Annotated in this window: 3 protein-coding genes and 2 pseudogenes; 2 read left to right on the plus strand and 3 right to left on the minus strand. The window is 63.5% G+C overall.

Features of this window, described 5'->3' with window-relative positions; all coding sequences use genetic code 11:
- Both ASD70_RS29440 and ASD70_RS14695 read left to right on the plus strand, forming a co-directional pair.
- Positions 1–2,818, plus strand: a pseudogene (locus tag ASD70_RS29440) (condensation domain-containing protein); the annotation flags it as partial.
- Positions 2,815–5,979 (plus strand): non-ribosomal peptide synthetase, encoded by a 3,165-nt coding sequence (locus ASD70_RS14695; protein WP_056846809.1) that lies wholly within the window; start codon positions 2,815–2,817, stop codon positions 5,977–5,979. The pseudogene ASD70_RS29440 and the gene ASD70_RS14695, both read left to right, overlap by 4 nt.
- Positions 5,980–6,039: 60 nt before the next feature.
- On the opposite strand, the gene ASD70_RS14700 is transcribed toward ASD70_RS14695, so the two are convergent.
- From ASD70_RS14700 to ASD70_RS14710, 3 genes and pseudogenes are all read right to left on the minus strand, one after another.
- Positions 6,040–6,993 (minus strand): alpha/beta hydrolase, encoded by a 954-nt coding sequence (locus ASD70_RS14700; RefSeq protein WP_056846810.1) that lies wholly within the window; start codon positions 6,991–6,993, stop codon positions 6,040–6,042.
- A 61-nt stretch (positions 6,994–7,054) separates the two neighbouring features.
- Positions 7,055–12,721, minus strand: a complete 5,667-nt coding sequence (locus ASD70_RS14705) for a non-ribosomal peptide synthetase (RefSeq protein WP_236708713.1) — start codon at positions 12,719–12,721, stop codon at positions 7,055–7,057.
- 62 nt (positions 12,722–12,783) lie between these two features.
- Positions 12,784–14,284: pseudogene (locus tag ASD70_RS14710) on the minus strand (amino acid adenylation domain-containing protein); the annotation flags it as partial.

Raw genomic sequence — 14,284 nt, forward strand, 5'->3', positions numbered from 1 at the left:
TTGCTTGCTGATGTTCCTCGATGTGCTGCCCCTGAGCCCCAACGGCAAGCTGGACCGCAAGGCCCTGCCAAAACCGGATGCCAGCCAACAGCAAAACCACTATGTGGCACCGCGAACGGCGTTGGAAATCCAGGTCGCGGGTGTCTGGAAAAACGTGCTGGAGCTGGAGCAGGTCGGGCTGGACGATCACTTTTTCGAGTTGGGTGGGCATTCATTGCTGGCCACTCAAGTGGTTGCACGCTTGAAGGCGTTGCTGTCCTGCAGCCTGACCCTGCGCGATCTGTTCGGCGCGCCACGCCTGGCCGACTTCGTGGTCACAGTGGCTGCCCGGAGCGGGCGGGATGAGTCGCAGGTGCAGATCCCGCTGGTGGCCCAGGGTGATAAATCCAGTGTGATCCTGTCCCTGGCGCAACGCCGTCTATGGGTGGTCGAGCAGCTTTCGGATGCGAGTGGCGCCTATGGCATGCCGCTGGCCGTGCGCTTGCGCGGTGAATTGTCATTGGCGCTGCTGATTGACAGCCTGGCGCAAGTGGTTGCCCGTCACGAAACCCTGCGCACGGCCTACGTCAGCGACGAGGAGGGTGACCCGCTGGCAATCATCGCCGCGCACGCGGATGTCGACTTGCCGATGGTGGACCTGTCGTCCCTGGATCCGGCCGAACAAGAGCGCCGGATCGCGGTTGCCGTTGAAGCCAATACCCGCCAACCCATCAGCCTGTTGCAGGCGCCGTTGTTGCGCGGGCAAGTGCTCAAGCTGGGCCCCACTGAACACGTATTGCTGTATTCGATGCACCACATCATCTCCGATGGCTGGTCGATGGCCGTGCTGGTCAATGAACTGGTGGGCATTTATGCGCGCGCCAAGGCTGGTGTGCTTGAGCCGCTGCCACCCTTGCCGATCCAGTATTCCGATTACGCCCTGTGGCAACAGCAACTGCAAGAAACCGGCGTACTGGCTGCCCAGGGGCGCTACTGGGAGCAGGCGCTGGCCGGTCACAGCGGTGTGTTGCAACTGCCCACCGATAAAGTTCGACCTCAGGCACCCACCTACGAAGGCCGGGACCTGGCCTTTACGCTGCCCACCGCCCTGCATGACGGCTTGAAGGCACTCTCGGCCAAAGCCGGCGTCACCCTCTACAGCACCATGCTGGCAGCGTTCCAAGTCATGCTGCACCGGCTCAGCGGTTGCGACGACGTGCTGGTCGGTGCCGACGTTGCCGGGCGCCAGCAGCCCGAGCTGGAAGGCCTGATTGGTTTCTTCGTGAACATTCTGCCGTTGCGTTCCAGCTTTGCGGCGCAACAACCGTTCAGCACCTTCCTGGCCAGCACCCAGGGCACTGCGCTGGACGCCTTCGAACATCAGGACCTGCCGTTCGACATGATCGTTGAAGCCTCGTCGCGTCCGCGCCAACGGGGTTTCAATCCACTGGTCCAGGTGCTGTTCGTCATGAACAACCTGCCCGTGCAGGGCGGCCAGATCGACGGCATAGACGTGCAGGTGCTGCCGACCCGTGGCGGTTATTCCAAGTTCGATATGGCCCTGTTCATCGATGAAGATGCCGGCCACCTGCACGGGACCTGGCAGTACGCCAGTGACCTGTTTGAACAACAACGCATTGAGTCATTCGTCAACGCCTGGACGGGAATTCTTGAGCAGATTGTGTGTGATCCGAACATTCAATTAGGGGACATCACCATGCCTACCAATACCCTGGAGCAACCCACCACGCCCGTACCGCCAGCCATCAAGGCCGACAAGTTGGGCAAGTTCCTGAAAAAATCGCAAAGCCGCACCGACAAGCCTGCCGGCGCACTGGTGCGTGAAACGCTGCTGGTCCCGGAGCAGGACTTCCCCTTGCTGATGGAACCTACCGATCCGGGCCTGGACCTGGTGGCCTGGATCAAGGAAAACCGCGCGTTGGTGGAAGCCAAACTGGCTCGTCATGCGGGGATTCTGTTTCGCGGCTTTGCCCTGCGCGACATTCATGACTTCGAAGCGTTTGCCGAAGCCGTACAACCGGGGTTGTACGGCCAATACGGCGACTTGCCGAAAAAAGAGGGCGGCAAGAACACCTACCGTTCAACGCCGTACCCTGAAAAGAAAATGATCCTGTTCCATAACGAAAGCTCCCATCAGGACCGCTGGCCGCGCAAGCAGCTGTTCTTCTGCGAGCAACCCTCGCCTGTGGGCGGCGCAACCCCGGTGGTGGATTGCCGGCAGATGTACCTCAAGCTGCCGGTGGCGATTCGCGAGCGCTTCGAAGACAAGGGCTTGCTGTACGTACGCACCTTTGCCGACAAGCTGGACGTTTCCTGGCAGCACTTCTTCAAGACCGATGTACGTGCCGATGTCGAGGCGCGTTGCCGGGCTGCGGGCATTGAATGGACCTGGCTGGACAACGATGAACTGCAAATCCGCACACCGTGCCCGGCGATCATCCGGCACCCGGTGACGGGGGAAAAAACCTTCTTCAACCAGGTTCAACTGCATCACATCTTCTGCCTGGACCCGGATGTCCGCGAGGACTTGCTCGCATTGTTCGGTGAGCAGCGCATGCCTCGTCACGTGTACTACGGCGATGGTTCGCCGATTGAAGACGAAGTCATGGCGCTGGTGGGCGAGTTGTACGAGGCCTGCGCGGTGCGGTTCGACTGGCAAAAGGGCGACGTGATCCTGCTGGATAACATGTTGGCTGCCCACGCTCGCGACCCCTTCGAAGGGCCGCGCAAGATTGTCGTGGCGATGGGCGAAATGATTGAACGAAGCGCGCTGCAAGCCGCGCACAGCGAGACCGCAAAGGAAGAGGCCGGAGCATGAGTACTGCACAACAGGGAATGATGGACCCAGGATTGGCGTTGCTGGCCGAGCAGCAACAGTACCTGGACGCCCGGGAGCAAGGGGCGAGCTGGGGCGACCTGGCTCACTGCCTGAAACTGGACATTCGTGGCGAACTGGACCCGCTGCGCCTGCAGCACGCCCTGGACAGCCTGGTGTCGCGCCATGAGGCCTTGGCGGCGCAATTCATCCCGGTCAGCGGCTACCACGGGCTGCGCCAGCGAGTCGCGGCGGCTGAGGCGGTGAGCTTTACCCAGTGGCCTGAAGTGGCGTCGCCCCAACAGGTGAGTGAGCGTCGGCAACAATGGTTGCAGCAACCGCTGCCGGTGACCGGCGCGCTGTTGCAGCGTCTGGAAGCGGACCACTGGCAACTACTGGTGGGCGTCGCACGTTACGCGACCGATGCCGCGACCTTGGCGCTGATCCAGCAGGAACTGCTGACGGCCTATGGGCAGCAAGAATTTGAAGAGGAGGAGCCGGGGCAGTTTTCGCAGTACCTGGAATGGCGCAGCGAGGTGATCTTCGACGAAGACGCCGACGCGGCCAAAGCCTACTGGCAGCAGCATGTGCAATTCACCGAGCCGGTGCTCGGCGGCCCGGACTTGCCTTATCGGCTGACCGGCGGCGGCACCGCACCTGCGGAGCGTTTAAGCGTGCCACTGGACCAAGCCCTGTTGACTCGCCTGCAAGCGTTGGGACTGGCGCTGGACGTGGTGATGCAAACGGCCTGGTGGGTGCTGTTGGCCCGCATCAGCGGTCGCGAAACATTCCTGGCGGGCTGGCGGCATGACGCACGCCAGGACTATGAATTCTTTGAGCATAGCCTGGGCCTGTTCGAGAAAACCTTGCCCCTGGCGATTCGTATCGACCCGGCCAGCACCTTCGGCGACCTGGCTGCGAGCTTGGCGACACAGTTGGACCAGCACCGAACATGGCAGGAATACTGGGCGCCCGTGGCGTTCCCGCAGCAGGCCAGGCCAGCCATCGGTTTTGGCTGCCGACGGGTGTCGGCGCCGCGTGAAGTGGCCGGGCTGATTTGGGCCGGCAGCGACCTGCCAGCCGGCCTGCCGTCATTTGAATTGGCAATGCAGCTGGATATCGGCGCAGCCGGCGAGCCACAAGGTGTGTCGCTGGACTTCAATCCCGCGTGCTACTGCGCCCAAGCAGTCGAGAGCCTGTTGGCCCAGTACCGTCAGTTGCTCCATGGCATTGCCGACAATCCACAGGCAGTCATCGGGCGCTTGAACCTGTTGGATGCTGCCGAAAAAAACCGGCTGCTGGCACTCAATCCGCCAGTGCAGGCGCTGGAGGCGCCTTTGTTGCCCCGGCGCATTGCCGCCTGGGCACAGCAGACGCCGCAGGCCATCGCCCTGGCGCATGCGGGCCAGACCCTCAGCTATGCCGAACTGGACGCCCGCGCCGCGCAGTTGAGTGGCGAGTTGCTACGCCAGGGCGTGGGGCCTGGCTCGATCGTCGGCCTGGCGTTGCCGCGTTCTGTCGAGCTGGTCGTTGCGATCCTTGCCACCTGGCGTGCCGGCGCAGCCTACCTGCCCCTGGACCCGCAATGGCCAGCGGCGCGCCAGGCGGAAATCGCCCGGCATGCCGCCGCGAGCCTGGTGCTGATGGCGCAAGCGCCGAGCCAGGGCGACCCGATGGCTTCGTTCAAGGTCCTGAACCCTGGCGCGTCGACTGCTGACACTCCATTGGCACCGGAAGTATCCGTGCAAGCCTGGGACGCCGCCTATGTGCTGTTTACCTCCGGCTCCACCGGGCAGCCCAAAGGCGTGGTGGTCGAGCATGGCGCGTTACTCAACTACACCGCAGGCAGCAGCCAGCAGTTGGGCCTGTCTGCCTGCCGTCACTTTGCGTTCAGCTCGACGGTCGCGGCGGACCTGGGCAATACCGCCTTGTTCGGTGCGTTGTACAACGGTGCGACCCTGCATATCGCTGACGATGCCATCCTGCAAGACCCGCAAGGCTTTGCCGAGTTTTTGCGAGACCAGCGCATCGACTGCCTGAAAATCGTGCCTTCGCACCTGGCCGCCTTGCTGGAAGCCGAAAACCCCGTATTACCCGCGACCCTGGTGCTGGGCGGTGAAGCCATCGGTGCCAGCCTGATCCATCGGATTCAGCAATTGCGCCCCGATTGCCGCCTGTTCAACCATTACGGTCCCACCGAAGCGACGGTGGGGGTGATGGTGCATCCGCTGCTGCCTGGTGACGACCTGACCCAAGGCGTCCCGCTGACACAGGTGCTGCCGGGCAACCAGGTGTTTGTGCTCGGCGCTGACGCGCAATTGCTGGCGCCGGGCGAACTCGGCGAGTTGTATATCGGTGGCCACCAGTTGTGCCGGGGCTACTTGAATGCCGAGGCTGACGCCGACGCGTTTATCCGTAGCCCGCTGGTGGCAGGCGAGCGTCTCTACCGCAGCGGCGACCTGGCCCGTTATCGGGTAGATGGCGGCGTGCAGCTGTATGGCCGGCGGGATCAGCAGGTCAAGGTGCGGGGTTTTCGCATTGAACTGGCGGAGATAGAGGCGCAACTGCTGCGCTTGCCCCAGGTCAGTGAGGCCGTGGTGGTTGTGGTCCAAGACGAGCCGCAGGCGTTTGTGGTGCTGCGTGTGGCGGCGGATGAGGCGGTATTGACCCAGCTCAAAAACCAGCTCGCTGAACGCCTGCCGGCGGCCATGGTGCCGCGCCAGATACTGAGCCTGGAGCGCATGCCGCGCCTGCCCAACGGCAAGGTTGACCGCAAGGCATTGCAGCACACCCAGCCAGTGGTGTCCCAGCATGTCTACGTGGCACCACGTGACGCCCTTGAGCAACTGCTGTCCACGCGCATGGCCCAGTTGGTCGGACTGGAGCGGTTGAGCATCGACCAGGACTTTTTCAGCGCAGGCGGGCATTCCTTGCTGGTGATCAAGCTGGTCGCGGGTATTCGCAAGCTGCTGCAATGCGAGATTCACCCCGGTGTGGTGTTTGATCACCCCAGCGTGGCGGAACTGGCGCGGGCATTGCGCGAGCGTGAAAGCGTCGCGGGGCAACTGGAGAAGATCGCCCAGGCACGTTTGCGCCTGGATGCAATGAGCCCTGAAGAGAAGGCGGCGCTGATGGAAAAGGCCCGCCAGACGCAGCAGGGTTAGTGGCAGTGTCCGGGGCTGGCAATCAGCCCCGGTTCTAATCCTGTGACGCTCAGGCGCTACTCAGCGCTGTTCCTCCAACCAGATCAACACCTCTGCATAAATACCGGCAACGGCGCTGGTGATTCCGTTCATGCGCAGGAAGTCATGGGTCAGCCCAGACTGCACCTGCAGGGTGACGGCAGTGCCGCTCGCTTCCAGCAACTGGGCATAGGCCTGGCCTTCGTCATACAGCGGGTCGTACTGGGCCAGGCTGATATAGGCCGGGGCCAGCGCGGTCAGCCCTCCGGCCAGCAGCGGCGAGACCCTCCAGTCGAGGCGCTGTTGGGCGTGCGGGCAATAGTGCTGGTAGAACCATTCCAGCGTTGCGGTTTCCAGCAGGTAATCCTCGGCATATTGTCGGTGGGAATTGCGTTGCCGCGAGGTGTCGGTGACCGGGTAAAACAGCAATTGGGCCCAGGGTTTGAACGCCAATTGTTGCGGCGTCTTCACTGCGGTGATCGCCAAGACCGTCGCCAGCGTCGCCCCGACACTGTCCCCCGCGACGGTTATCCGGCGGCTGTCCAGTTGCAGGTTGCCGGCCTGTTCGGCCAGCCAGTTGGCGGCGTCAAGGGTGTCATTGACGGCGGTGGGGAAGCCCGCTTCTGGCGCCAGGCGGTAGGCGGGTGCGAACACCGCGTATTGGCCACTGGCTGCAAGCCTGCGGCAGATGGAATCGTGGGAGTCCAGGCTGCCCACCACGTAACCGCCACCGTGGATATACACAATCGCGGGCAGTTGCGCCGTGCCCGGTGCGCGGTAGAGGCGGGCGGGCAATACATGGCCATCGCGTGCGGTGACCGTCAGCTCAGTGACCGCCACCGAACCCGGTGGGCTGGGATCGAGAATGGCGGAGGTCTGTTCGAACTCCCGCCGAGCCTGTTCAACACTGAGTGTGTGCATGGGTTGGCTTTTGCCGGTCAGGCGACCCATTTGTGCCAGTTCCAGAAAGCCTTCGAGGTCAGGGTCCAGGGGCATTGCATCTTCCTTGCGAAATGGAGTGAAGCGCCGCCCCTGATCAGCAGGGGCGGCAACGGTTTCAGCTGGCTACGGGTTGCAGCGCCAGGTGCTGCAACAGCCCGTGAAGCAGGGCCGGGTGATTGAGTATGTCGTAGTGACCGGCCTGGATCTGCTCGTTGCTGCGGGCGCAGGGCAGGTTCGAGGCGGGCTGGCCGGGCGTCGCACTGGCCCACCAGCAATCGGCCTGGGTCCGGGTGGGCGGCAGACCTTGCAGGCGCTGGGACAATGCCTTGAGTTTCATCGCCACCTGGAAGGTGTGGGCCAGTTCCTCGGCACTGATTGCGGCGTACACCGATTGCGCGGCGGCGCCCGCCTGGACCTGCGCGATCAGTTGCTCAAGGACCGCGCTGTCGGTGGTCGCCCTGACCTCAAAGGTCGGCAGGCTTTGCGCCGGCAGACCGAACAGCACCGCCAGGAAACCGCGCAAGTCTTCGCTCCAATCGTCGCTGACGACGTCGTCGCCCGTGGGAATGAAGCTGTCGACCAGGCCCAGGAACGCCACCCGTTGACCCTGGCTTTCCAGCTCCTGGGCCACCAGCACCGCCAGCGTGCCACCCAGCGACCAGCCCATCAGGTGATACGGGCCACTGGCTTGTTGCTGGCGGATGTATTGGCTGTAATCGATGGCCATGGATTCAAGGGATTCATCCTCCCACTGGCGGTCCAGCAACATCCGGCATTGCAGGCCATAGACGCTGCGCTGCCCATCCAGGCGGCGGGCCAGGGGCTCGTAGTCGAACACTGTGCCAAAACCGGCATGCAGGCAGAACAGCGGCGGGTTCTGGGGCGTTTCACTGTTGAGCAACAGCAGCGGGTTCAGGCTCGCGTCATCCTCGGCAAAGCCGGACAGCTCGGCGATGGTGGGCTTGCCGATCATGTCGCGCAGCTTCAATTCGATGCCGATATCCGGCTGGCTGCGCACCTTCGACAGGACCTTGAGAATGCGCAGCGAGTCGCCGCCCAATTCGAAGAAGTTGTCGGTGACGCCCACACTCTCCAGTTCCAGCACGTCCTGCCAGATCGCCGCCAGTTGTGCTTCCAACTGATTGCGTGGCGCTACGAAGGCACGGCCCTTGAAGTCCGGGTCGGGCAGGGCCTGGCGGTCCAGTTTGCCGTTGGGGTTGAGCGGGAAGGCCGAGAGCACGAGGATTTGTGCCGGCACCATGTAGTCAGGCAGTTCGCCCTGCAAGACTGTACGCAGGCGTTCGCCCAGGCTGGTCGAGGTGTCGGCCACCACGTAGCCTATCAGTTGCTTGCCGCCGCCGGTGTCGCGGGCGATGACCACGGCGTCCTGCACTTCGGGGCACTCGCGTAAGCGTGATTCGATTTCTCCCAGCTCGATCCGGAAACCGCGGATTTTCACCTGGTTGTCCAGACGGCCGAGGTAGTCGATCACGCCGTCGGGGCGTTGGCGCACCAGGTCGCCGGTGCGATACAGGCGGGTGCCGTCGGCCGCGAACGGGTCGACCACAAAACGCTCGGCGCTCAGGCCGGGGCGCCGATGGTAGCCACGGGCAACGCCTTCGCCGCCAATATACAACTCGCCCGCCACGCCGTCGGGCACCGGGTTGAGGTGTTCATCGAGCACATACAGGGTACGTTCACCGATGCGTGTGCCGATCGGTGCGTACACCGCCGCGCAAGTTTGATCGGCACTCACTTTCCACAGCAGCGGGGTGACCACGGTTTCGGTAGGCCCGTATCCGTTGGTCAGGAACTGCGGCTTGAGCACGCGCTTGACCAGCTCGAAGTTGGCCTCGGCCACCGCATCGCCACCAAAGCAGTAGATGCGCACGGGCGGCGGCGCGCCGTTCTGGCTGTCGCCATACTCGGCCAACTGCTGCAGATACGCCGGCGGGAAGCAGGCAATGCTGATGTGGTGGGCGTGCAGCGCCTGCCAGGTTTCTTCCGGGGTCCACAGTTGATTGCCACGTACCACCAGGCACCCGCCGCTTTGTAGGGTAGACAACCAGCGCTCCTGGGCGCCGTCGAAAGCGAACGACATGAACAGCAACTCACGGGTGCTGGCGTCCATCTCGTAACGCTCGGCAATCGCCTGGCAGTGCATGCGGATCTGCCCATGCGCCACGGCCACGCCCTTGGGCTTGCCGGTGGAGCCCGAGGTGTAGATCAGGTAGGCCAGGTTGTCGTCATGTGCCGTGTGTATCGGGCAAGTCGCCGGCCAGTCCGCCAGTGGCAGGCGATCAAGTTCGATCAGGTTGGCACCACCGAGGTCATCGAAACGCGAGCGCAGCGCGTGCTGGCTGAGCAGCACCCGCATGCCCGAGTCTTCGACGATCCACTGCACGCGGTCTTGCGGGTAGTCGATGTCCAGCGGCACGTAGGCGGCGCCGGTTTTCATGACGCCATAGAAGGCGACGATGACATCCACCGAACGTTCGAGCGCGACGCCGACAAACATTTCCGCACCGATACCCTGGGCGATAAGGTAATGCGCCAGGCGGTTGGCGCGGGCATCCAGCTCGCCATAGCTCAATTCGATTCCGTCGCAGACCACCGCCACTGCGTCGGGACGCTCCTGCGCGTGCTGGCCGATTACCTGGGCCAGGTGGGCGCGCGGCGCCGTGCGGGGGCTCAGCAGGTTACGTTGGCGCAACAAGTGCTGCTCGGTGTCGGCCAGCATGGTGAGGCTGCCGAGGTTGGCCTGGCTGTTGTTCAGCAGCTCCAGTAGCAGGGTTTCAAAGCTGCGGCGGATTTGCGCGGTGGCGGCCTCGGTAAAGCGGTTGCGCAGGTACAGGAACTCGATCTTCAGGGTGTCGCCAAGGTTGATTGCCAGGTCCATGGCAAAGTTGGTGACATCGCGGCTGTTGACTTCGCCAAAGCTCAGGCGCTCCTGGCCGGCTTGCTGCAGGCGCTCGTCCACCGGGTAGTTTTCAAACACTAGGATGCTGTCGAACAGCGGCTGGCCACCCTGGCCCGACCAACGCTGGATGTCCGCCAGGGACGCATGCTCGTGGTCGCGCACCTCCAGGTTGTAGGCTTGCAAGGCTTGCATCCATTGGGCGACGGGCATGTGCGGCTGCGGCGTCTGGATGATGGGCAGGGTGTTGATAAACAACCCGAGCATGTCTTCCGAGCCCGGCAGGCTGGCCGGGCGTCCGGCGACGGTGGCGCCGAAGCACACGGTGTCCTGGCCCGTGTAGCGCTGCAACAGCAGCAGCCAGGTGGCCTGGATAAGCGTGTTGGGGGTGACGCGCAGGCGCTGGGCCTGTTCACGCAGTCGAGCGGTTTGCACGGCATCCCAATCCAGATACAGCGCCGCGTGACCGTCCAGCTCGGCGCTCGGTTTGGGTGAAACGCTGTTGGCCAGCGACGAGGTGCCACTCAAGTCCTGCAGCCTGGTTTTCCAGAATTGTTCCAGCACGGTCTGGGACTGCGCTTGCAGCCAGCGGATGTAGTCGCGGTAATGCCCGCGCTTGGCCGGTGCGGCCTGGCCGTTGTAGATCGCGAAGACTTCACCGAGTAAACGCGAGTTGGACCAGCCGTCCATGAGGATGTGGTGGCTGGTCCAGATCAGGTAGTGGGTCTGCGGATCGAGCTGTACCAGGGTCAGGCGCGTCAGGGGTGCACGCAGGAGTTCGAAGCCTCGAGCGCAATCCTGGCTGGCGAGGGCTTGCAGGTCTTGCGCGCTGACCTCGCGCTGCTGCCAGTCGAGAACTTCCACGGGCATGCTCGCAGCGCGATATACCACTTGCAGCGGCTCGGCCAGTTGGTTATCGGCCCAGAACCCGGTACGCAGGATTTCATGGCGCTCGATCACGGCGTTCCAGGCCGCAGTGAATCGCGCGACGTCCAGGCCGCTGACCGAGACGGCCATCTGGTTCACATACAGTGCACTTTCCGGGGCTTCCAGGGTGTGAAACAGCATGCCCTGTTGCATCGCCGACAAGGGGTAGAGGTCTTCCACCTGGGGCAATGGCACCGGCAGCCGGTCCAGTTGCGCCTGGCTGATGCGCGCCAGCGGGAAGTCGGAGGGGGTCACACCCAGGTTCGCGCTGTCGCAGCAATGCTCGATCAGGGCCAGCAGCTCCTGCTTGAGGTCATCGGCCAGTTGGGCAATGGTGGCTTCGTCGAACATCTCGCGGCTGAACTGCCAGCCCAGGGTCAGCTCCTCGCCGTACACCTGGCCATTGAGGCTCAGCCAGTTGCCCAGCGGTGCCCCCAGCGCGTGCTCGCGGCCGCTGCCCTCGGCAGCGGGCGCCAGCCACGAGCCCTGTGCTGCATCGAAGCTGCCGTCGAACTGGCCAAGGTAGTTGAACGTGATGCGTGGTGCCGGCAAGGCAGCAAGGCTCGCCTGTGCCTGCGGCGTGCCCAGGTAGCGCAGGGCGCCATAGCCCAGGCCTTTGTCGGGGATCGCGCGCAACTGTTCCTTGATCTGTTTGATCGAATCGCCAAGACCCGCCGCCGGTGACAGCTTGACCGGGAACAGGCTGGTGAACCAACCCACCGTACGGGTCAGGTCGATGTCATCGAACAGGTCTTCGCGACCATGGCCTTCCAGCTCGATCAGGCAATGCCCGGTGCCGGTCCAGCGGCTGATGACGCGCGCCAGGGCGGTCAGCAGCAAATCGTTGATCTGCGTGCGGTAAGCCTTGGGCGCCTGCTGCAGCAGTTGGCGTGTCTGCCCTGCGTCGAGGTGGGTGTACAGCGTGTGGCTATGGCGATTGTCCAGGCTGGCGTTCGGACGCTCGCACGGCAGGTCGACCACAGCGTCGCGCAGTTGCGCCTGCCAGTAGCTGAGCTCGTCCTGATCGCGGTCGGCACGTTGTTGCAGGCGCTCGGCCCAGGCCTTGACCGAGCTGGTGCGGGCCGGCAGTTGCAGCGGTTGTCCGTTGCTCAGCTGTTGATAGGCGTTTTGCAGGTCTTCAAAGAGGATCCGCCAGGACACGCCATCCACTGCCAGGTGATGGATCACCAACAACAAGCGTTGCGTGCCATCGGCCAGGTGTATCAACAGAGCGCGGATCAGCGGGCCGTGTTGCAGGTCGAGGCTGCCCTGGACCTGATCGCACAGTTGCGGCAGTCGCTCGACGGTGGTGTCCACCTGTTGCAGCTGCCAGTCGCCCATTGGCCGGTAATGCGCGCTCCAGTTGCCGGACTGCTGTTGAAAACTCAAGCGCAGGGCATCGTGCTGCTCGATTACGGCGCACAACGCCCGTTGCAGCGCCTCGGCCACTAGCGGTTGCGCGGGTTTGAGCAGCACCGACTGGTTCCAGTGATGACGCTCAGGGATCGTTGTTGCAAAAAACAGCTGATGAATCGGCAACAGCGGCAGGGTGCCGGTGGCGGGGCCCTGGTCGATCACTTGGGCCGTCGCACCGCTACGGGCGACGCTGGCCAGGCCCTGCACGGTCTGGTGTTGGAACAGCTCCTTGGGGGTAAAGGCGATGCCTTGCTGACGAGCGCGGCTGACCACCTGGATGGAGATGATCGAGTCACCGCCCAGCTCGAAGAAGTTGTCGTTCAGGCCGACGCGTTCCAGTTTGAGCACGTCTTGCCAGATGGCCGCGATCTGCTGCTCCAGCGGGCTTTGCGGCGCCACGTAAGCTTTTTGCAACAGGCTCGCATCGGGTTTGGGCAGGGCCTTGCGGTCCAGCTTGCCGTTGGGGCTCAGGGGCAGTTGATCGAGGAAGATCAATTGCGCCGGCACCATGTAGTCGGGCAAGTGTTCGCCCAGGCGCTGTTTGATTTCGCTGCGCAGCTCGGGCAGTTGGCATTAATAGGCANAATGCTGGCACTGACTGCGAGGCCGAGCACACTTTGCCAGATCCCGGCGACCTGGATTTCCAGCGCCGTTCGCGGCGCCACGTAGTGGTTTTGCTGTTGGCTGGCATCCGGTTTTGGCAGGGAGGGCCTTGCGGTCCAGCTTGCCGTTGGGGCTCAGGGGCAGTTGATCGAGGAAGATCAATTGCGCCGGCACCATGTAGTCGGGCAAGTGTTCGCCCAGGCGCTGTTTGATTTCGCTGCGCAGCTCATCGGCTTCGTGGGTGTCGGTCGGCACCGCATAAGCGACCAGTTGGCCATCGGCGGCGATCACCACGGCTTCGCGCACGCAGTCCAGTTCCATCAGGCGGGTTTCGATTTCCCCCARCTCGATACGCAGGCCGCGGATTTTCACCTGGTGGTCGATACGCCCACGGTATTCGATCACGCCATCGGTGCGATAACTGGCCAGGTCGCCAGTGCGGTACAGGCGTTGACCATCCCCAAATGGACTGGTCATGAAGCGCTCGGCGGTCAGGGYCGGGCGACGGTGGTAACCGCGGGCCAGGCCTGCACCGCCCAGGTACAGCTCGCCGATCACCCCRGGYGGCACCGGTTGCAGCTCGGCGTCGAGGATGTAGGTGCTGAGGTTGGCAATCGGCTGGCCGATGGGCACGCTGGCCTTGCCTTCTTCGCGGCAGGTCCAGTGGGTCACGTCGATGGCGGCTTCGGTGGGGCCGTAGAGGTTGAACAGCCCGGCGTTCGGCAGCTTGGCGAAGACCTGCTGCTGCGCGTCCACGGGCAGGGCTTCGCCGCTGCACACAATGCGTTTGAGGCTGGTGCARCGGGCKACRTKTTCATCGAGCAAAAAYACCTGCAGCATCGACGGCACGAAGTGCAGGGTGCTGACYTGGTARCGCTGGATCAARCTCACYAGGGTAGCCGGGTCGCGGTGGTCGCCCGGGCCGGCAATGGCCAGGCGTGCGCCGGTCATCAGCGGCCAAAAGAAYTCCCACACCGACACGTCGAAGCTGAACGGGGTYTTTTGCAGCACGGTGTCGGCGTCGGTCAATGCGTACGCTTGTTGCATCCAGCACAGACGGTTGGTCAGGGCCGAATGTCGGTTGCCGGCGCCTTTTGGTTGGCCGGTGGAGCCGGAGGTGTAGATGACATAGGCGAGGTTTTCGCCRTCAACGGCAATCTCAGGATTGACCTCGGCATAGGCGCTCAYATCCAGTTGATCCAGCGCCAATACGGGCAGCGCCGCCGGAATCGGCAATTGCGAGAGCAAATGCTCCTGGGTCAACAGCAGGCCAATGCCGCTGTCCTCGATCATGTAGGCCAGACGATCCTGGGGGTATTCGGGGTCCAGCGGCACATAGGCGCCACCGGCCTTGAGCACGGCCAGCAGGCCGATCACCATGTCCAGGCTGCGTTCGGCCGCGATGCCTACCAGCGCATCCGGGCCGACGCCGAGTTCGATCAGCTTATGCGCAAGCTGATTGGCGCGGCGGTTGAGCTGGTC

Origin of the sequence: Pseudomonas sp. Root569, assembly GCF_001427465.1 — a bacterium.
Lineage (GTDB): Bacteria > Pseudomonadota > Gammaproteobacteria > Pseudomonadales > Pseudomonadaceae > Aquipseudomonas > Aquipseudomonas synxantha.

Bases quoted from the DNA above. Each gene is read 5' to 3' on its own strand.
- ASD70_RS14695 (WP_056846809.1), top strand. From the start codon at position 2,815: ATGAGTACTGCACAACAGGGAATGATGGACCCAGGATTGGCGTTGCTG.
- ASD70_RS14700 (WP_056846810.1), bottom strand. From the start codon at position 6,993: ATGCCCCTGGACCCTGACCTCGAAGGCTTTCTGGAACTGGCACAAATG.